The following is an 18699-nucleotide window of genomic DNA, read 5'->3' on the forward strand; positions in this document are numbered from 1 at the left end:
AAGGCTCGCATTGTGCGAGCCTTTTTAATGTTTCAATATTAGTTAATACTCTCGTAGAAAGATTCACTAATAGGGTAATCACCAGTCACTTCAACTAGGCGTCCTTGGTCATCGAAGCTCACAATCAAATCTCGTTGGATTGATGCGTTATGCCCTTCGGTGTGATGGTAGATGTAATACCAAGTATTTGGGTATCCGTTTTCTACTAGCATCGGTGAGCCCATCACAAAGCGAACTTGCTCTTTGCTCATACCAAACTTTAACTTGTTTACCGCTTCTTGCTCAATGTAGTTGCCTTGGTTGATATCAATGCGATAAACCAATTTTTCTAACAGTGAACAACCCGTTAGCATTGTCATAGCGAGAGGTAATGCGATAAGCCACTTTTTAAATTGCATACTCAAATTCTTGTAACTATCCATTTGTTAAACTGGGCTGATAATAAACAAGCTTTGCCCTAATGTAAAAAGCTCATCTTGTTTTGAATTATTTCAGACCATGATTTTTGAATTTGGTTGCAAAGTCAGCATACAAATCACGTAAATTAATGAATTAGGCCGCAATCAATAGCTCGCGAGCATTCGCAAGTGTTGATTCGGTAATCTGGCTGCCACCGAGCAAACGAGCTAATTCTGCAACACGTTGATCTTCTGCCAGCTGATTCATCCGCGTTTCGGTTTTGCCGGCTTTGGTTTGTTTAGCAACAAACAGCTGTTGATGACCACAACCCGCGACTTGAGGTAGATGCGTAACACACAGCACTTGGGTTGACTCGCCAAGCTTACGCAGCATTTTGCCTACCACGGCCGCTGTCGGACCACTGATACCGACATCAACCTCATCGAAGATCAGGCTAGGGGTATCAACTTTCTGCGCGGTGATCACTTGAATCGCCAACGAGATACGGGATAGCTCACCACCAGAAGCGACTTTCGCTATTGGCTGCATAGGCTGACCAGGGTTCGTCGATACAACAAAACATACGCTGTCTAAACCAAGTGGTGAAGGGTGGGCGCCTTGGTTGTTCACTTCGATACTGAACTGCGCTTTTTCCATGCTCAGTTCATGCATGCTGGCAGTGATAAGCTTGTTGAGCTCTTTGGCGTAGCGGCAACGTGATTTATGCAGTTTCTCCGCACTTGCCAAAAACGCTTGGTACTTGGTTTCGACGTCTTGTGCGAGTTCTTCCAGTTTTTCATCTGAACAATCAAGTTGCTCAATTTGTGTCAATAAGTCTTGATGGTGCTGATAGAGCTCTTCTGGCAAAACATGGTGTTTACGCGACATCGACATCACCTTTGAAAAACGTTCTTCAACAAAAGCCATACGTGCGGGGTCGACATCAATGCTATCGAGGTAGTTGCGCAGTTCACTGTTGGCCTCTTCTACTTGGATGATCGCTTCTGCCAGCATATTGGGCAGTTCCGCTAGTTTCTCATCCAGTTCAGCCAGCTGAACTAAGGAGTGACTGGCTGATTGCAGAATACCAAGCGCATTAACCTCTTCACCTTCGTAAATAAGCTCGATGGCTTGTTGGCAAGTTGAGGCAAGTTCTCCGCTATTGGACAAGCGTTTGTGTTCTTGTTCGAGTTCTTCATACTCCTCCTCACCAAGTGAAAGTTCATTGAGCTCTTTGATTTGGTATTCCAACAGCTGTTTCTGCGCTTGGTTTTGTGCGCTATTTTCGCGTAGCTGCTTTAAGTTGTTGTCCGCCTGACGCCAAGTTTGGTAAGCGTTGCGGGTATTTTTCAGCAAGCTAAGGTGTCCGGCGTATTGATCGAGCATCGCCAGTTGGTATTCACTTTTCATTAACTGGTGATGGGCGTGTTGACCATGGATATTAATCAGCAGTTGCCCTAAAGATTTTAGTTGGGAAAGGGGGACTGGGCTGCCGTTAATAAAAGCGCGTGAGCGACCATCTTTTGTGATGGTGCGGCGCAAAATGCAGTCATTGCTATCTAACAGTTCATTATCTTCTAACCAGCGGGTGGCGTGGAGGTTATTCTCCAATGAAAAAGCCGCACTCACTTCGGTTTTTTCTTCACCTTGGCGCACCATGGAGGCTTCAGCGCGTCCGCCCAAACATAAACCGAGCGCATCAATCGCAATGGATTTACCTGCACCTGTTTCGCCCGTAATGGTGGTCATGCCTTTAGAAAGTTCTAGCTGCAAAGACTTAACAATAGCGAAATTATTAACACTTAAGTGAGCCAGCATTTTAATTACCTGTTTAAATGAACAATACTGTATATAGATTCAGTATATACTGTTTCTTTATACAGTAAATACAGGTGGGCAAAAAATTGTGAGCAAAGTGGAGGAAAATCGCGATCAAGTTACATTGCTTGCTTAATTCTTAGCTACTTTGCAAGGAAGTTGAGCAAATACTATTTATAAGTCTTTGCTCGAAAATGAAAAATCCGAGCATGAACCAGTTTGGTCTCGGTTAAGATGATAATTGTTTGGCTAACAGTTCGATGCATTTTTGCACGGCGATCGGAGCGTGATGGTTATAAGCCGTGAGCGCAAAAACCGTATTGTCAGGTAAAGTCCAACTTGGCGTGAGGTTAACGATACTGTTGTCGAGTTGCTCAAGGTAAAAGGCTGGGATAAGGCCAATACCAGCGCCCGCACGGATTAAGGCAAGACAACTATGAAATGAGTTGGTAATACACCTAGCTTGGCTTACAAACGGTGGTACTACGCTTTCGCAGGAACGGAAATGGTGCACATACTGCTGACCTTGCCAAGAGTTGGCGATATAAGCTAGTTCTTCAAGAGGTTTTCCTATCATTTTGGGGTGTCCACAAAGTACATCGCGAAACTGCCCAATACGCCTTTGTTTTAGCGTGCTATCAGGGGAGTGGCCGACTCGGATGGCAAGATCAATGTCATGCTGCATAAAGTCGAGTCGTTGATCGTCGTTAATCAACTCCGGGCGCAATTTCGGATACAGCTTAATAAGATCGGCTATCACAGGTGCGATTAGGGTGTCCATCAATGCGTGTGGTGCCGTGATGCGAATTCTACCCGAGGGCTCTGTTTGATGTTGGCGAGTGTTATCCCACGCGGTATCAGCGATGAGGTTGATGTTTTTGCAGCTTTGATAGAATTGTTCGCCGATTTCGGTCAAAGATTGTCGGCGCGTGGTGCGTTTTAGTAGAGTTATCCCAAGTTCTTGCTCAAGCGTTTTTAGGTGTTGGCTGACAACGGACTTTGATAGTTCGAGTTTATCCGCGGCAGCCGAGACAGAGCCTTGTTCGACGATATGGGCAAAGATAGACATTTGTCTGAGTCTATTCATTATTGTTCTCTTTTGTTAAACAGTCACTTCTATTGTCTTTGTATTTCATTGTAATCAATACACCTACACTTGGGGTATCAAAATTACCAGACAGAAATGGATACAATCGTGAACAAATCAGACCCTAAAGCAGTATTAGAAGCGTGTAAGCAAGGTATCAAGGCGTGGCAAATCGCGTTTAATCAGCAAGACGCCAAAGGTTGCGCAGCTCAGTATCAAGAAACGTGTACCATGCATGCTCGTCCATTTGGCGATTTTACCGGTCACGAAGCAATCGAGGCTTTTTGGCAAGATATTATGGACAAAGGTTTTAACAGTGTTGAGTACACAGATGTTGAATGGCAACCCCTTGGTGACGATGCGTATATTTTGTCAGCCAAGTGGACGATGAACCAAGCGTTTGGTGTGGTACATAAGGAAGTTTGGCAGCTAGATGCCGATGGTAAAGCACGCCTAGCCAGTGATGACTTTGAAGTCCTAGGCGAACGTTAATGACAGTGCTTATTTTATGAGGCACGATTGTTGACCATCGTCATTCCATGGAGCGCGTAAGCGCGAGCAGGGAATCTAGTATTATTTGTTTAATGAGAGATTCCCAACTCGGTCGTTCCTTCCTCTCGGGAATGACAAACTTTTACCTTTGTCATTCCATGGAGCGCGCAAGCGCGAGCATGGGATCTAGTGTTTTTTGTTTAAATGAGAGATTCCCAACTCGGTCGTTCCTCTCTCTTGGGAATGACAAATTTTTACCTTTGTCATTTCATGGAGCGCGTAAGCGCGAGCAAGGGATCTAGTATTTTCCGTTTAAGAGAGATACTCCCAACTTGGTCGTTCCTCCTTCTTGGGAATGACAAACTTTATCTTTGTCATTCCATGGAGCGCGTAAGCGCGAGCAGGGAATCTAGTGTTTTCTATTTCAAAGAGAGATTCCCAACTCGGTCGTTCCTTCCTCTTGGGAATGACAATTCTAGGGATGGTCGTTCCTTCCTCTTGGGAATGACAATTCTAGGGATGGTCGTTCCTACCTCTTGGGAGTGACAATTCGAGGGATGGTCGCTCCTCTCTTTCGAGAGTCACCATATTGTGGGGGATAGTTGTGATACTTGCACTCGGACACAATACTATTTCAATACAACTGTATTAGCTTATCGTGGCACGTTAGACATTAAATCCTATGTCATGACGATACCCATGAAACAACCAGTGGTTTACATCCTATCTAACCAGACAAGACGTTCAATTTACGTTGGAGTAACGACAAATCTCAAAGCGCGAGTATGGCAGCATCAGAGCGGAATCTGTGAAGGCTTTACCAAGCGCTATCGTATTAACCGATTAGTCTATTTTGAACTTTTCAGTGATATAAGAGAGGCAATTGCTCGAGAAAAGCAACTGAAAAAATGGAAGCGTGAGTGGAAGAACAATTTGATCGAGAAGGTTAATCCTACGTGGAGTGACTTGTATCCAGAGATATAAACGGGAAAGCGAAGCCAAAGCTTCGCTCTAGTCCGTAACGTGTGATTTCATAGCGAATCCTGATTTACTCGCTCGATTCGCCCTTTTGTATCTAAAACAGCTTACTTGCCCAGCCTAGCTTGTTACGCAATACGTGGTAGTAGCTATAGTCTTTCGGGTGGATCAACTTGAGCACATTTGGGCTTTGATAGATGTGTATTTCATCACCAGGTGAAACTGGCAGTGAAACTTGACCATCACAACTCACTTCCTGAGTACCGCGGTTATCGGGAGAGACAACAAGTTTAATGCGACGTTTGCTATCAACCACCAATGGGCGGCTTGACAGGGTATGCGGAAACATAGGGACCAGTGAGATGGCATTTAAGCTCGGTGACAAAATAGGGCCACCACCTGAAAGAGAATAGGCTGTCGAACCTGTTGGGGTGGAAATGATCAAGCCATCAGAGCGTTGAGAGAAAGCGAAGCTATCATCAATGTAGACTTCAAACTCAATCATGTGAGCCACTTGCCCTGGGTGCAGTACCGCTTCGTTTAGCGCTGCATTATGACTTTTGATTTGCTTGTGGCGATGGATCTCTGCTTCCAATAAAAAGCGTTCTTCTTCGATAAACTCACCATCAAGCACTGCTTTTAATGCTGTTTTGAAATCTTCAGGGTTAAGATCGGTCAAAAAGCCAAGGTTTCCGCGGTTAACACCGATAACAGAAATATCGAACCGCGACAAAACGCGAGCTGCACCGAGCATATTACCGTCGCCACCAACCACAACAGCAAGGTCTGCAATTTTGCCAAGTTGAATAAGACTCGCAAAATTCTCTTGTGGGAGATCACTTAAAATATCGCCCAAACGGTCATCGATATAGACAGTGTAACCCTCGGCAGTTAGCCACTCAAACAGCTCTCGATGAGTTTGAATTGCTTGCTGATCTCGAGGTTTACCAATGATGGCGATCACTTCAAAAGTTTTTTTCATGGCTTTTCCGGCACAATTAGGCTTGATTCGACAATCTTCATCCCCATAATAAAGGCAAGTTAGCTAAATATGCGAATTTTTGTGTATTAACGCGTGTATACGTCGCACGCAAGCAACACAAATGCGAGAATTCTGGAGATATCATGAGCCACGAAGAAAAAAAGATCCAAGAAGAAGAGCTGCAACAGCAAGAAACTGCCGTTGAGCCAGAAGTTGAAGCCGTTGGTACAGACGCCGATATCGAATGGAACGAAGAGACTGAGCTAGACGAGCAAGAAGCAAAAATTGCTCAACTAGAAGCGGCTCTGCTTTCAAGCGAAGCAAAGATTAAAGATCAGCAAGATGGCGTTCTACGTGCGAAAGCGGAAGTAGAAAACATGCGTCGTCGTACTGAGCAAGAAATCGATAAGGCTCGCAAGTACGCTTTAAACAAGTTTGCTGAAGAGCTGCTACCTGTTATCGATAACCTAGAGCGCGCTATTGCAGCGGCTGATGGCGAAAATGAAGCGGTTAAACCACTGCTTGAAGGGGTAGAACTGACGCACAAAACTTTCTCTGATGTTGTCGCGAAGTTCGGCTTGAAAGAAATCAATCCTGAAGGTGAAGCGTTTAACCCTGAGTACCACCAAGCAATGTCGATTCAAGAAAGTGCTGACCATGAGTCAAACACTGTTATGTTCGTCATGCAGAAAGGTTATGAGCTTAATGGCCGTGTGATCCGTCCAGCGATGGTTATGGTTGCTAAGTAACACCTTGTGATTAGTGAAAGCGCCTCGTCTTTAGACGGGGCGTTTTTGTGTTTGGGAAACAGCATTCAGTTCTAGCCAGATCGAAGAGATCTGTCGCAACGTGTAAAAAGCTTTGGTTTGATGTCAAACTTTTAAGTAATAAGTAGTGAAAAGTTTGAAGAATAACCTAACCTTGATTGATAAAGGTATCAATTAGACAGACTAGAAAGATCCACAGATGGATGAATATTGAGGAGTGAGGTTCGCAGTGTCAGATACGAACAAGAAACTATATGAAACATCCATAGGAATGAGCTGGATGGTGGCTCGTTTAGTCCAGAACCGTATGCAAAATGAAATTAGTAAGTTGTACCCGACGGTCAACTTTGAGCAGATGCTCGTACTAATGGAGCTAGATTATGAGGATGGCATACGTCCTAGTGTTTTGGCTGAACGGCTTCAGCGCAGCAAAGGTACTGTCACGAGTTTGATTCGTCATGCTGAAAAAAATGAGCTGATAGCAAGCGCGCCAGATCCAAGCCACAAGAATGCAAAACGCATATTTCTAACCTTAAAAGGCAAAAAGATCCATGACGAGTTAGTCGAAGTTATTCGCGCCGAAATGGAATATGCGACCAGAGAGTTAACGTCTCAAGAAGAAGAGTTTGTGTTTAAAACGATGGAAAAGGTGATGTTGAAGTACCGTCCAGATTTTTATAGTTACTGATTTTGTTATCTTCAACAAGAAATGGTAAGCATTGGATAAAGTGAGTCTCTCTCGATTTGCAACACACTGATAGAATAGTTATTTAATGGTTGTAAGACATCAATAGCTGTCTTATTATCAAGACGAATTAAACTCTGTTGAAATAAGTGGGACGACTTATTATCAGGGTGCAGAGTTTAATAAAGCCCTCATTAAGAGGGCTTTTTGCTATTTAATATCATCACTCGAAAGAACAGGCCGTTGATGGATGCCGCTTGTTAGATAAACATTGCTAGCCATATTCCATGTGCAGCTTATCGTTATCGAGTCAAGGAGGATAAATAGTTATTTTAGAGTGATGGTTGTTGTCACCATTGCAGAACCAGACTTCAAATCTTTAGGTGCAACATTTAGACGAGCCGCTAGTTTGTGTTTACCCGCCGCAAGCGTTTTAGTTACTTCGTGTCCAGCTTCTGAATCTTGGTTCAGCTTAAGTTGTACTTTAGACAAAGCTGGAGTTGTGCCGTCTAGTTTTGCTGCTTGTACGTTAGACGTAGTTACAGTGACTTCTTCTTCTTGAGTCGCACGGTTAGTGATCACTTCAAATTGAGCACCTTCGTAGAATTCTTGGCCACCTAAAGCGAGATCTGCTGATACATCGTCAATCACTAGACCACGAATCACAGGAACGTCGGCACCAAATTCGATTTCGTTTGCAGTTGCAAACATTGGTGTTGCGGCGATAGAAGTAAGTGCTGTAGCTAGTAGTAATTTTTTCATGGGTATAAATACCTAATTTTCAGGGTTAAAGTGTGTTGATTAACTCAACGCTTAGTTGTGAGTTAACGGAGTTCGATAACCGTGATCTCACGGTCTTCATCTTCAGCAAGACGCAAAGGGACGTTTGCGCGCTTAGACAATTCATGAACTCCAGCTCCTAACTCAATGAGTTCAGAGTCTGAAAGCTTCATGTAACCATTATCAAAATGGTTTACTTCGAACTCAATTAACGGTCGATTTTCATCCCATTCCGCCTGCTTAAGTTGGTATGAGTATGTAGAAAATCGAACAAATTCTTTTCCTTTTATGGAGTTGGTAAAGAGAGTAAACCGGTTACCTTCTCTATCCTGGTGAGAAGCACTTTCAGCTTCTCTTTCTACCGAGATTCCACGCTCGGTTGGAATGACAGTGACGAACTTAATCTCATTAGCCAAAGATACAGTTGGTACACCGCTGATTAGCAAGGCAAATGCAATAAGACTGTTCCTCATATACTTTCCCTTTCCTGCCTATCGAATTTCGATCGTCACTTCGATTTCTGCCTCACCAGCCATTATGTTGATTGGTTCTTCATCTAAGTTGGCTGCTAATCTGTACTTGCCACGGTCGAGATCTATCGATTCGTGGTTCGTGACATATGCGCGCTCTCGCCGCCCTTCAACCAGCAGAGTGACTTTGTTTTCCATGCCTCGCATATTTCTGCTGTCAGATTCGATACGGAATCTCACTTCTGCTTGAGTGCGCTTGTTTGGCGTATAGATCTTGAATCGGCCACAGTCAGAGAGATCAAACCCCTCACCTTTAAAGGTCAGTCTTCCGTCGTCTTCCGTGATTTTGATGCCGAAGCGTTGGTTGTCATCGTCATCAAAATCAAATGCTGTTGCTTGAGCTGAGAGCAAGGTTGCAATCAGAGATACAAGGGCTATCCGTGTCATTCTATCGCCATGTCTTCATCAAAATTATTTTGGCTGACTGAGCCTGCATGCATTGCTGCTTTCATCAATTGCAGCTCAGCTTTTAAAGTCTCAATCTGTAAGTTTCGATTTTGCAGTTCCATTTCGTAAAGGCGATTCGGGTCAGGCTTATTGCGTTGACCAAAAGTAATGGGCACGACTGCCTGCACATAAATTGCCGCTTCATCACGTTTTCTATTGGAATTACGATGGTAATCATGATGGTTGTCTTTACTCAAACCATTGCCATATGAAGTTCCAAATTGAACCGTCATGTCTGGTGCGTATTCAGCATCGATTTCAATCCCGGATTCGCCTTTGATGCGCACGCGGTCACCTTTCGCTTGTGTTGGTGAGGGCATATAAGCAGCAGAGACTGAATTGCTAAGGGTGAACGAGGTAATAGCAATTGCGAATAAGTTGCGTACATTCATTGTCTAGTCCTCAACGCTTGCTCTGAATAGATTTGCGGTCGTAAAAATGTGCGTAATAACCGTTTGTCCTTCTCGCGGCTTAGAGCGAGTTGAGATCTCTTTCTTAACCCATCGCTCCGTATCACTGACTCTTACCGTGACATTGAACTTGCGTTTTTCATTCGGCTTTAGAGTGATTTCACCCAGTTTCTTTTCGTCAGACATCACTTCATAAGTTTGTGCGTATGAATTGAGGTTTTGAACCGTGATAGGAACTGCAACTTTTTCAGTAAGCACAACTTTTTTGTAATGTCGTGGAATTTGACTATGAGCATTTGCGCCAACGCTAGAAAATAGCATTGCAGCAATAAGTGTTTTCTTAAGCATTAATACATCCTCTGATATTAGTTTCGACCTCTTTGGTCATTTTCGATGGCGCAGTTCAATAGCAAATAGCTACCTCAAATGCGTTGACAAACTTATTAAAGAACAGTGGTGACTTCGTAACCTTTAACAGAACGTTTGATATCGAACCATTAAAATGGTACGACATCGAACTAATCATTTCAATTGGTGATCAAATAAAAGAATTTAATTTTTTAAATGACCTAGATCATGTTGTTTGAATAAAATTTTATTTTTTATTGCGGTTCTGTGGCGCATGATGTGTTTTTAAAATGTGGAAATTTGGTGTTTTGTATGTGATAACGTCATAGGTTTGACGTCATATTTTTGTCTCATTACTGAATTTAAAAAGGAGAAAAGGAGGTGAATGGGCGTAAATAAGGGTTTTATTGCATCGAGATTCCCAACTCGGTCGTTCCTCCCTCTCGAGAATGACAAATTGGGTAAGGTCGTTCCTCTTGTCTCGAGAGTGGGTTGGTGTGATCTCCTTCGTAGTACGTTCTTCGTATATCGCTTCAAAGTGTGTCGTCTTTGTTGTTTGGCTTTAGCGTTGCCATTCAGCGAAGTGCTTAACATGTCACGGACCGTATTGCTCCACTAACGTCAGTTTATGGAGTGCTTTACTCCACATTATTATTCTATGAGGTACATAACTTGCGTTTGTCATTCCATGGAGTGCGTAAGCACGAGCAGGGAATCTGGTTTTATTGCATCGAGATTCCCGACTCGGTCATTCTTCCCTCTCGAGAATGACAAATTGGGTAAGGTCGTTCCTCTTTCTTAAGAATGGAAGGTTGGGCATGGGCGCTCCTCTTTTCTTAAGAATGACAGGTTGGGCATGGTCGTTCGTCTTTTTTGCGAATGGCTGGTTGGAGTATGGCCAATGATCTGCCTAAAGAGTGACTAGTTAGGGATGGTTGTGCCTCTGTCTAGAGAACGACAACTCACTATATGGCATCTTTTTTGATTTTTTTTCTTCTTTTCCCTTGAAATGCGTTTTGGCGCCCTTATCTATGGTGCATACAAGAAGCAAACATCACATTTTTGTTTGTGAGCAAGGGTTGAAACCCGATTCTCTATCCCCCACATAGGGGATATAGCAAAACAAAATAGAATTTATTCGGAGATAGCCTGATGGGTAAAATCATTGGTATTGACTTAGGTACTACTAACTCTTGTGTTGCTGTTTTAGACGGTGACAAGCCACGCGTAATTGAGAACGCGGAAGGCGAGCGTACAACAGCATCAGTAATTGCATACACAGATGGTGAGACGCTGGTAGGCCAACCTGCTAAACGTCAAGCGGTAACAAACCCAACTAACACGCTATTTGCAATTAAGCGTCTAATCGGTCGTCGTTTTGAAGACGAAGAAGTTCAGCGTGATATCGAAATCATGCCTTACAAAATTGTTAAGGCTGACAACGGTGATGCATGGGTAGAAGCAAAAGGCCAAAAAATGGCTGCTCCTCAAGTATCTGCTGAAGTACTGAAAAAAATGAAGAAAACTGCAGAAGACTTCCTAGGTGAGGAAGTAACTGGTGCAGTTATCACAGTACCTGCTTACTTTAACGATGCTCAACGTCAAGCAACTAAAGACGCTGGCCGTATCGCAGGTCTAGAAGTTAAACGTATCATCAACGAACCAACAGCAGCTGCGCTAGCTTACGGTCTTGATAAGAAAGGCGGCGACCGCACTATCGCAGTTTACGACCTTGGTGGTGGTACATTCGATATCTCTATCATCGAAATCGATGAAGTTGAAGGCGAGAAAACTTTCGAAGTTCTAGCAACTAACGGTGACACTCACCTTGGTGGTGAAGACTTTGATAACCGTCTAATCAACTACCTAGTAGACGAGTTCAACAAAGAGCAAGGTATCAACCTTAAGAACGATCCACTAGCGATGCAACGTGTTAAAGAAGCAGCAGAAAAAGCGAAGATTGAGCTTTCTTCTACTTCTCAAACTGACGTAAACCTACCATACGTAACTGCAGATGCGACTGGTCCTAAGCACATGAACGTAAAAGTGACTCGTGCGAAACTAGAATCTCTAGTTGAAGACCTAGTACAACGTTCTCTAGAGCCACTAAAAGTAGCACTAGCGGATGCAGAGCTGTCTGTAAACGACATCACTGACGTTATCCTAGTTGGTGGTCAAACTCGTATGCCAATGGTTCAAGCGAAAGTTGCTGAGTTCTTTGGTAAAGAAGCACGTCGTGACGTGAACCCAGATGAAGCGGTAGCAATGGGTGCTGCAGTTCAAGGTGGTGTACTTGCGGGTGAAGTGAAAGACGTTCTACTACTAGACGTTACTCCTCTGTCTCTAGGTATCGAGACTATGGGCGGCGTAATGACTAAGCTAGTTGAGAAGAACACGACTATCCCAACTAAAGCGAACCAAGTTTTCTCTACTGCAGAAGATAACCAAAGCGCGGTAACGATCCACGTACTTCAAGGTGAGCGTAAGCAAGCGTCTTACAACAAGTCTCTAGGTCAATTCAACCTAGAAGGCATTCAAGCTGCACCACGTGGTATGCCACAAATCGAAGTAACTTTCGACCTAGATGCGGACGGTATCCTACACGTATCAGCGAAAGACAAGCAGACTGGTAAAGAGCAGAAGATCACTATCCAAGCTTCAGGCGGTCTAAGCGATGAAGACATCGAGAAAATGGTTCAAGAAGCAGAAGCTAACAAAGAAGCGGACAAAAAGTTCGAAGAGCTAGCAACTGCACGTAACCAAGCAGACCAAATGATTCACGGTACTCGTAAGCAAATCGAAGAAGCTGGTGAAGCGCTTCCTGCAGACGAGAAAGAGAAGATTGAAGCTGCAATCGCAGAACTTGAAACCGCACGTAAAGGCGATGACAAAGAAGCGATCGATGCGAAAGTTCAAGCTCTAGCTGCAGCAGCGCAAAAGCTAATGGAAATCGCTCAACAGCAAGCTCAAGCTCAGCAAGCACAAGGTGCTGACGCTGGTGCTCAGTCTCAAGACGATGACGTTGTAGACGCGGAATTCGAAGAAGTTAAAGACGACAAAAAATAATTTATCGTCGCTATAGCGTGTGACTTCTGTGTCGAGAGTGCTCACTTACTTGTGTAAGCTGTGCGTTCTCTCCTTGAACTAGCGCGCTCTAGCTTAGATAAATCGTTTTTAGAATCTAACGATACGGGCGTCAGAGGTAACTCTAACGCCCGTATGTTTGTAAGTAGAGGTTGTCTTTCTAGCTAAGTTCTTTTAGGAATACTTTGAGCGAAAAGCTTTTAGCTAGAACGATATAAAAAACACCAAGCGATGCTGATTCTGGCTCGTTTGCAGTAATAAATTGGTGACTAAAGCATGTCAAAACGTGATTTTTACGAAGTATTAGGCGTAAGCCGTGATGCAGAAGAGCGCGAAATTAAGAAAGCGTACAAACGTCTAGCGATGAAATACCACCCTGACCGTAACCAGGGTGATGAAACTGCATCTGACAAGTTTAAAGAAGTAAAAGAAGCGTATGAAATCCTAACGGATCCACAAAAGAAAGCGGCTTATGATCAATACGGTCATGCGGCATTCGAACAAGGTGGCGGCGGCTTCGGCGGTGGCGGTTTTGGTGGCGGCAATGCTGATTTCGGTGACATCTTTGGTGATGTATTTGGTGATATCTTCGGTGGCGGTCGTCGTGGTGGCGGTGGTCAGCGTGCGCAGCGTGGATCAGACCTACGTTACAACATGGAGCTGACTTTAGAAGAAGCTGTTCGTGGTGTTTCGAAAGAGATTGAAGTACCGACCCTAGTACACTGTGATAGTTGTAATGGCAGTGGTGCGAAGAAAGGTTCGACAGCGGAAACATGTGGTACCTGTCACGGCCACGGTCAAGTGCAGATGCGTCAAGGTTTCTTTGCTGTACAACAAACCTGTCCTACCTGTCATGGTAAAGGTAAGATCATCAAAGACCCATGTAATGAGTGTCATGGTCAAGGCCGCAAACAGAAAACTAAAACGCTTAATGTTAAGATCCCAGCAGGTGTGGACACTGGTGACCGTATTCGCCTATCTGGTGAAGGTGAAGCCGGAGAAATGGGTGCACCAGCAGGCGATTTGTACGTTCAAGTTCATGTGAAAGAGCACCATATCTTTGAACGTGATGGCAACAACCTATATTGTGAAGTGCCAGTAAGTTTTGCCATGGCTGCGCTAGGTGGGGAAGTAGAAGTTCCAACGCTAGATGGTCGTGTAAATCTTAAAGTGCCGACAGAGACGCAAACCGGTCGTATGTTCCGTATGCGTGGTAAGGGTGTGAAAGGCGTACGCGGTGGTGGCATCGGTGATTTGATCGTGAAACTTGTAGTCGAGACGCCAGTTAACTTAAGCGCTCGTCAAAAAGAACTACTAAAAGAGTTTGAAGAGTCTTGTGGTGGCGAGGCGGCAACTAAGCACAAGCCAAAGTCTGAAGGTTTCTTCAACGGTGTGAAGAAGTTCTTTGATGACCTAACGAGCTAATTGTTCGTCAATCAGAATCTATATTGCTAAAGCCTGCGTTATCGCAGGCTTTTTTGTCTCTGATTTTTATCTAAAAAGGCGTTTGAGCGGTGTGTTAAGCACGGTTTACCAGCAGCTTTCTGGCTGACCAGAGTTGGTATGATCAAGAGTAATCATGTCACTGCGATTTGCTAAGCAATGATCTTGTTCTTGCCTTTGCTGCGGATCCGCAGAGATAAGATAGCTATCCGCGCCAGCCGACACGCTAATGATATAGTCACTTTGGCGACTTTCACACACTAAGCAAATCGCCCCAGAAGTGATAGCACTCGCCGCATCAGCAAAGCTACCGTTATAGCCAGTCTCCAGTTGTAGTTGAATTCGAACCAAGTCGCTGATCACGACATGGCGTGTGCTTGTGATCAGTATTGATTGATAACTGGGTATGGCAATAGCAGTCAGGATAGCGATGATTGCCAGTACGACTAACATTTCGATTAGTGTCATTGCCTCTAATCTTTTCTTACTTCGCATACATTGAGTTACTTGTGCCATTTCCCGCTATCCTTGTCGCCCACTTGGGTTGATTGTGCGACCTGTTAGCATTGAAACAAGATTGAATCGAATCACCATCGGGTTTGCAGAGGATTCTGGGAAATGAATCGAGGGTTTAACTTGCTCGAGTTAACCGTGGTTGTGGCATTGCTAAGTGCATTACTCACTATTGCACGTCCAAGTTTTAACGGCTTCTTTGAGCGGATTAAAATGAAGCGTTTAGCCAGTGAGCTAAATGGTTTTATGGCACAGGCAAAAAGTGAGGCGGTGCTTCGTAATCAGAGGCTCTATGCACACTTCTCTTTTAGCGCTAATCCGGTGAGTCACACGGACACTTGGCACATCACACTCACAGACCAAATCGTAGCGGGTGGGGAACCTTTATTTTTCCTCGATGGTTCCGCTTTTCGTGGTCTCGCGATTAGGCATAGCTATAACTTGGGCTACATCAGTTTTGACAGTACGCGAGGGCGTCCCACTTCTGGCTCAATCGCATTTTTCCCACAACAGACTCCATCGATGGTACTTAAGGTTGTGATGGCGAACCCTCCAGGGCGGGTGCGTCTATGTGGACTCAATGGAACACTTTATGGCTACGCCGCTTGTGAGTAATTCAGCGCAAGGTTATACGCTGGTTGAGGTTTTATTGGCTGCGAGCATCGGTGTCATCGCGATAAGCACCATTGGCGCTGTGTTTATCTCCGCACAACGAGTGGCGGACGAAAAGAGTCAGCAACTCTATTTACTGCAAGCATTGAGTAGCACTTTTCAGACAATTGAAGAAGATATTCAGCGGGCAGGGTTTGATAACTATCATGGGCAATCATTAATGCTAGATGGCGCGAGCCAGGTAATTGAACTGCACAACAGTGCGGACTTTGGTTTGGCGTATTATCGACCCATGAGTGATGGCAAGAATTACCGCAGTGTTCGTTACTATCTCGATGGCGAAAAATTGGTGGTGTGTGAGCAAGGTGCGAGTAGTAAGGAAGGGATTAAAAGCCGCCTAGCGATTGCTAGTTGTCGTTCAATGTTGGATGAAAAGCGGATTCATATTACGGCTTTTTCCATGGTTGCTACACCACTCTCTAGTGCAACGGCTTCTTCGGCGATCTATCGACTCCGTTTATCGGCTCACACGTCCGACTCACTTTATATGCGTACTTTAGAAGTGGATGTAAAACAAAGGAACTGGCAGTGAAAAAGCAAAACGGTGCGGTGGTAATCATGGTTACAGCGGTGATGTTAGTGGCTTTACTGTTGCTCGTTCTAGGGAGCTATCGAGCGATTTTTCACCAAATCAAAGTGGGGCAAAATGAGCTCAAGGCACGACAGCTCCATTGGCAAGCAGAGGGCGCGTTAGAGTGTCTCTTTAGTTACCTAAAAGTTACCGATATCGTACCGGAATGGTTGAGTGCTGATAGCGCATCTCACCATCTTACTCACATGCGCTCACTTTGCTTATCTAAACCGAGTCGTGAATTGCTGTACGTTGAACATTTGGCACTAAGCCAATTTCGTCTTGTCTATCAGCGAGATAGTGTAACGGTACTAAGTAAGGCGGTAGAAGTTGATCCCGTCAGTGGGGAAGGGCGTTGGATGCAAGGGGCTTGGAGTGATTACTAAGCAAAAAGGCTTTAGTTTGCTTGAAGTGTTGCTGGCGTTCACATTGATTTCGATAGCAACACTGGGGCTACTGAAACTGCAAATCACTTTACAGCAAAAAGCCGATTTTATTCTTCAGCAAACTCAAGCGCTCCATTTCGCAGAGCAACAGTTGGAGCGATTTATTAGCCGTGCAAACTCAGTTTCCGCAGCAAGTGGCGTGATTGCTTTTTCAGAATTAGGAGAAGCCGTGAACTGCGGCACTCATCTTAGTGCGCTGTCCGGCTCTATTTATACTTTAGAGTGTCAGGTAAGTACGGTATCTGGAGTGTTAGAAGATGTAATGCGCAAGGTGACGGTTAAAGTCTCTTGGGTAAATTTGCCCAATCAAACTGGCGAATCTAACGGGGTGCACGGGGTTTTATTGCAGACAAATGTGTCGAAATTCGGTGAATTTGACATGTAACAAAATGTTTCTGTCACAAAAAACAATGAAAACGTTTCATTTTGGTTTCAGGATTGTTTTGCTGCGACGTGTGTAGTTGTATTTTTATTGTTATGGTAACTGCTCATTTTTGCAAAATATGTCTCTAAATTTGGATTTTCCTTTGGGACTATGTGCTTTTGTGTGATGGATTTAATAAAATGCTCAACTGACTACTGACCGCTATAACTATTTCTACAGGTCAAACGTAACAACATCACATATGGAAATACCATGAGTAACCAAGCTGTAAATAAAGCGCCATCACCAAAGCCGAGTGGTATGGACCGTTTTCTAAACGCCATTGAGCGTGCCGGCAACAAAATTCCAGATCCAGCAATCCTGTTTTTCTGGGCTCTAATTATCACATGGGTAACATCAGCTCTTTTGTCGAATGTTTCATTCGATCTAATTAACCCTCGTACTGGTGATACTCTAACGGTAAGTAACCTTCTGACTGGCGAAGCGCTAGCAAGTTTCCTAGCGAATATGGTGACCACATTCACCAGTTTTGCTCCGCTAGGTATTGTACTTGTGGCGATGCTTGGTGTGGGCGTTGCAGACTCTTCAGGCTTTATTACTACTGGCCTTAAGAAAATGCTGAACTTCACGCCAGCGAAGCTACTGACACCTATGCTGATTCTTGTTGCGATCGTATCGCACACAGCTGCGGATGCAGGCTACGTATTGGTTATCCCACTAGGTGGTATTATTTTCCACGCGGCTGGTCGTCACCCACTTGCGGGTATCGCAGCAGCGTTTGCGGGTGTTTCAGGTGGCTTCTCTGCTAACTTTATTCCGTCAGGTATCGACCCATTGCTTGCAGGCTTTACGCAAACATCGGCGCAAATTCTTGACCCTGAATACATTGTTAACCCACTAGCGAACATCTTCTTTACCGGTCTATCTTCAGTCGTGATCATCGCTATTGGTTGGTATGTAACTGAAAAGATTATTGAGCCTCGTTTGGTGCATACACCAATTGATGATGATGCGGAAAAAGCACCGGATCTAGGTTCATTTACTGAGCAAGAGTCAAAAGCATTCCGTTACGCGGGTTGGTCAATGCTAGCGGGTATTGCGTTGCTTGTTGCTGCGTTGATTCCTGAATCATCGGCACTGCGCTCTCCTGAAGGCGAAATTACCGCATTCTCTGCGCCAATTATGCGCTCAATCGTGCCGTTGATCTTTATCCTATTTATCATTCCTGGTTACGTTTACGGCCGTGTATCTGGCACGTTCAAAACGAGCAATGACATTATTAAAGCGATGGCGACAACCATGTCAGGCATGGGTGCTTACATTGTTATGTCATTCTTCTGTGCTCAGTTCTTGGCTGCATTTGCGCAATCAAACATTGGTACAATGCTGGCGCTATACGGTGCAGAAGGTCTAAAAGCAATGAACCTACCGGGCGAAGTAACAATTGTCGGTATGATTCTGTTGACGGCATCGGTTAACCTACTGATCGGTTCAGCATCGGCTAAATGGGCACTTATCGGTCCAATCCTAGTACCAATGCTAATGGCGGTTGGTATCTCTCCTGAACTCTCTCAGGCGGCATACCGTGTTGGTGACTCTGTATCGAACATTATCTCTCCTCTAATGGTGTTCTTCCCACTGGTTGTTGTTTACTGTCAACGCTATGTGAAGAGCTCTGGTATCGGTACGCTAGCATCATTGATGATGCCATTCTCTATCGCGATGTTGATTGGTTGGTCAATCTTCCTAGTCGCTTACTGGATGATTGGTATCCCGCTAGGTGTACAAGCACCTTACACTTACACCATGTAAGTGATACAAATGGTTACAAGCCTACCCCATCGGGTAGGCTTTTTTTTATT

21 protein-coding genes are annotated in these 18699 nt (G+C 44.4%); 11 read left to right on the plus strand and 10 right to left on the minus strand.

What is annotated here, in order from left to right:
• Positions 1 to 38: 38 nt before the first annotated feature.
• The 3 genes from bamE to GZK95_RS03530 all read right to left on the minus strand — a co-directional run bounded on the left by bamE (position 39) and on the right by GZK95_RS03530 (position 3304).
• Positions 39 to 398, minus strand: coding sequence for an outer membrane protein assembly factor BamE (bamE, locus tag GZK95_RS03520; protein ID WP_075706309.1), 360 nt, complete (start codon positions 396 to 398; stop codon positions 39 to 41).
• 154 nt (positions 399 to 552) lie between these two features.
• Positions 553 to 2217: a DNA repair protein RecN gene (recN, locus tag GZK95_RS03525; protein WP_075713097.1), complete on the minus strand. Its 1665-nt coding sequence runs from the start codon at positions 2215 to 2217 to the stop codon at positions 553 to 555.
• Between the two features lie 229 nt (positions 2218 to 2446).
• Positions 2447 to 3304 (minus strand): LysR family transcriptional regulator, encoded by an 858-nt coding sequence (locus tag GZK95_RS03530; RefSeq protein ID WP_075714206.1) that lies wholly within the window; start codon positions 3302 to 3304, stop codon positions 2447 to 2449.
• Between the two features lie 96 nt (positions 3305 to 3400).
• On the opposite strand from GZK95_RS03530, the gene GZK95_RS03535 reads away from it, so the two are divergent.
• Together GZK95_RS03535 and GZK95_RS03540 are read left to right on the plus strand one after the other, a co-directional pair.
• On the plus strand, positions 3401 to 3796 hold the full coding sequence (locus tag GZK95_RS03535) for a YybH family protein (RefSeq protein WP_075714208.1): 396 nt from the start codon (positions 3401 to 3403) through the stop codon (positions 3794 to 3796).
• Between the two features lie 699 nt (positions 3797 to 4495).
• Positions 4496 to 4780 (plus strand): GIY-YIG nuclease family protein, encoded by a 285-nt coding sequence (locus tag GZK95_RS03540; RefSeq protein WP_075706313.1) that lies wholly within the window; start codon positions 4496 to 4498, stop codon positions 4778 to 4780.
• 91 nt (positions 4781 to 4871) lie between these two features.
• Here the strand turns inward: GZK95_RS03540 and nadK are convergent, their stop codons facing one another.
• Entirely contained in the window at positions 4872 to 5756 is an 885-nt protein-coding gene (nadK, locus tag GZK95_RS03545; protein WP_075706314.1) for an NAD(+) kinase, read from the minus strand.
• A 143-nt stretch (positions 5757 to 5899) separates the two neighbouring features.
• On the opposite strand from nadK, the gene grpE reads away from it, so the two are divergent.
• Entirely contained in the window at positions 5900 to 6505 is a 606-nt protein-coding gene (grpE, locus tag GZK95_RS03550; protein ID WP_075714425.1) for a nucleotide exchange factor GrpE, read from the plus strand.
• A gap of 247 nt (positions 6506 to 6752) precedes the next feature.
• Complete coding sequence (locus GZK95_RS03555; RefSeq protein ID WP_075706316.1) at positions 6753 to 7211, plus strand: MarR family winged helix-turn-helix transcriptional regulator; 459 nt, start codon at positions 6753 to 6755, stop codon at positions 7209 to 7211.
• A 324-nt stretch (positions 7212 to 7535) separates the two neighbouring features.
• Here the strand turns inward: GZK95_RS03555 and GZK95_RS03560 are convergent, their stop codons facing one another.
• From GZK95_RS03560 to GZK95_RS03580, 5 genes are all read right to left on the minus strand, one after another.
• Positions 7536 to 7970, minus strand: a complete 435-nt coding sequence (locus GZK95_RS03560) for a hypothetical protein (protein ID WP_075706317.1) — start codon at positions 7968 to 7970, stop codon at positions 7536 to 7538.
• A gap of 62 nt (positions 7971 to 8032) precedes the next feature.
• On the minus strand, positions 8033 to 8461 hold the full coding sequence (locus GZK95_RS03565) for a hypothetical protein (protein ID WP_075706318.1): 429 nt from the start codon (positions 8459 to 8461) through the stop codon (positions 8033 to 8035).
• An 18-nt stretch (positions 8462 to 8479) separates the two neighbouring features.
• Positions 8480 to 8905, minus strand: a complete 426-nt coding sequence (locus tag GZK95_RS03570) for a hypothetical protein (protein ID WP_075714423.1) — start codon at positions 8903 to 8905, stop codon at positions 8480 to 8482.
• The gene (locus tag GZK95_RS03575; protein ID WP_075706320.1) at positions 8902 to 9357 is read right to left on the minus strand and encodes a hypothetical protein; all 456 of its coding nucleotides are present in this window, start codon (positions 9355 to 9357) and stop codon (positions 8902 to 8904) included. Before GZK95_RS03575 ends, GZK95_RS03570 begins: the two co-directional genes overlap by 4 nt.
• Before the next feature lie 3 nt (positions 9358 to 9360).
• The gene (locus tag GZK95_RS03580; protein WP_075706321.1) at positions 9361 to 9723 is read right to left on the minus strand and encodes a hypothetical protein; all 363 of its coding nucleotides are present in this window, start codon (positions 9721 to 9723) and stop codon (positions 9361 to 9363) included.
• A gap of 1152 nt (positions 9724 to 10875) precedes the next feature.
• Here GZK95_RS03580 and dnaK point away from each other — a divergent pair.
• Both dnaK and dnaJ read left to right on the plus strand, forming a co-directional pair.
• A complete protein-coding gene (dnaK, locus tag GZK95_RS03585; RefSeq protein WP_075706322.1) occupies positions 10876 to 12789 on the plus strand; it encodes a molecular chaperone DnaK in 1914 nt (637 codons plus the stop codon).
• A gap of 294 nt (positions 12790 to 13083) precedes the next feature.
• The gene (gene dnaJ / locus GZK95_RS03590) at positions 13084 to 14232 is read left to right on the plus strand and encodes a molecular chaperone DnaJ (RefSeq protein WP_075706323.1); all 1149 of its coding nucleotides are present in this window, start codon (positions 13084 to 13086) and stop codon (positions 14230 to 14232) included.
• Between the two features lie 105 nt (positions 14233 to 14337).
• Here the strand turns inward: dnaJ and GZK95_RS03595 are convergent, their stop codons facing one another.
• The gene (locus tag GZK95_RS03595) at positions 14338 to 14766 is read right to left on the minus strand and encodes a type IV pilin protein (protein WP_075714421.1); all 429 of its coding nucleotides are present in this window, start codon (positions 14764 to 14766) and stop codon (positions 14338 to 14340) included.
• 102 nt (positions 14767 to 14868) lie between these two features.
• On the opposite strand from GZK95_RS03595, the gene GZK95_RS03600 reads away from it, so the two are divergent.
• From GZK95_RS03600 to GZK95_RS03620, 5 genes are all read left to right on the plus strand, one after another.
• The gene (locus GZK95_RS03600; protein WP_075706325.1) at positions 14869 to 15378 is read left to right on the plus strand and encodes a GspH/FimT family pseudopilin; all 510 of its coding nucleotides are present in this window, start codon (positions 14869 to 14871) and stop codon (positions 15376 to 15378) included.
• Positions 15356 to 15967, plus strand: a complete 612-nt coding sequence (locus GZK95_RS03605; protein ID WP_075706326.1) for a PulJ/GspJ family protein — start codon at positions 15356 to 15358, stop codon at positions 15965 to 15967. Before GZK95_RS03600 ends, GZK95_RS03605 begins: the two co-directional genes overlap by 23 nt.
• A complete protein-coding gene (locus GZK95_RS03610; RefSeq protein ID WP_083626176.1) occupies positions 15964 to 16392 on the plus strand; it encodes a hypothetical protein in 429 nt (142 codons plus the stop codon). The genes GZK95_RS03605 and GZK95_RS03610 overlap by 4 nt, the downstream gene beginning before the upstream one ends.
• Positions 16382 to 16837, plus strand: a complete 456-nt coding sequence (locus tag GZK95_RS03615) for a prepilin-type N-terminal cleavage/methylation domain-containing protein (protein ID WP_075714419.1) — start codon at positions 16382 to 16384, stop codon at positions 16835 to 16837. The genes GZK95_RS03610 and GZK95_RS03615 overlap by 11 nt, the downstream gene beginning before the upstream one ends.
• A gap of 252 nt (positions 16838 to 17089) precedes the next feature.
• Positions 17090 to 18649 (plus strand): AbgT family transporter, encoded by a 1560-nt coding sequence (locus GZK95_RS03620; RefSeq protein ID WP_075706328.1) that lies wholly within the window; start codon positions 17090 to 17092, stop codon positions 18647 to 18649.
• Positions 18650 to 18699 lie beyond the last annotated feature (50 nt).

Source organism: Vibrio panuliri, from assembly GCF_009938205.1.
GTDB lineage: Bacteria > Pseudomonadota > Gammaproteobacteria > Enterobacterales > Vibrionaceae > Vibrio > Vibrio panuliri.

Bases quoted from the DNA above. Each gene is read 5' to 3' on its own strand.
- bamE (WP_075706309.1), bottom strand. From the start codon at position 398: ATGCAATTTAAAAAGTGGCTTATCGCATTACCTCTCGCTATGACAATG.
- recN (WP_075713097.1), bottom strand. From the start codon at position 2,217: ATGCTGGCTCACTTAAGTGTTAATAATTTCGCTATTGTTAAGTCTTTG.
- GZK95_RS03530 (WP_075714206.1), bottom strand. From the start codon at position 3,304: ATGAATAGACTCAGACAAATGTCTATCTTTGCCCATATCGTCGAACAA.
- GZK95_RS03535 (WP_075714208.1), top strand. From the start codon at position 3,401: ATGGATACAATCGTGAACAAATCAGACCCTAAAGCAGTATTAGAAGCG.
- GZK95_RS03540 (WP_075706313.1), top strand. From the start codon at position 4,496: ATGAAACAACCAGTGGTTTACATCCTATCTAACCAGACAAGACGTTCA.
- nadK (WP_075706314.1), bottom strand. From the start codon at position 5,756: ATGAAAAAAACTTTTGAAGTGATCGCCATCATTGGTAAACCTCGAGAT.
- grpE (WP_075714425.1), top strand. From the start codon at position 5,900: ATGAGCCACGAAGAAAAAAAGATCCAAGAAGAAGAGCTGCAACAGCAA.
- GZK95_RS03560 (WP_075706317.1), bottom strand. From the start codon at position 7,970: ATGAAAAAATTACTACTAGCTACAGCACTTACTTCTATCGCCGCAACA.
- GZK95_RS03565 (WP_075706318.1), bottom strand. From the start codon at position 8,461: ATGAGGAACAGTCTTATTGCATTTGCCTTGCTAATCAGCGGTGTACCA.
- GZK95_RS03570 (WP_075714423.1), bottom strand. From the start codon at position 8,905: ATGACACGGATAGCCCTTGTATCTCTGATTGCAACCTTGCTCTCAGCT.
- GZK95_RS03575 (WP_075706320.1), bottom strand. From the start codon at position 9,357: ATGAATGTACGCAACTTATTCGCAATTGCTATTACCTCGTTCACCCTT.
- GZK95_RS03580 (WP_075706321.1), bottom strand. From the start codon at position 9,723: ATGCTTAAGAAAACACTTATTGCTGCAATGCTATTTTCTAGCGTTGGC.
- dnaK (WP_075706322.1), top strand. From the start codon at position 10,876: ATGGGTAAAATCATTGGTATTGACTTAGGTACTACTAACTCTTGTGTT.
- dnaJ (WP_075706323.1), top strand. From the start codon at position 13,084: ATGTCAAAACGTGATTTTTACGAAGTATTAGGCGTAAGCCGTGATGCA.
- GZK95_RS03595 (WP_075714421.1), bottom strand. From the start codon at position 14,766: ATGGCACAAGTAACTCAATGTATGCGAAGTAAGAAAAGATTAGAGGCA.
- GZK95_RS03600 (WP_075706325.1), top strand. From the start codon at position 14,869: ATGAATCGAGGGTTTAACTTGCTCGAGTTAACCGTGGTTGTGGCATTG.
- GZK95_RS03605 (WP_075706326.1), top strand. From the start codon at position 15,356: ATGGCTACGCCGCTTGTGAGTAATTCAGCGCAAGGTTATACGCTGGTT.
- GZK95_RS03620 (WP_075706328.1), top strand. From the start codon at position 17,090: ATGAGTAACCAAGCTGTAAATAAAGCGCCATCACCAAAGCCGAGTGGT.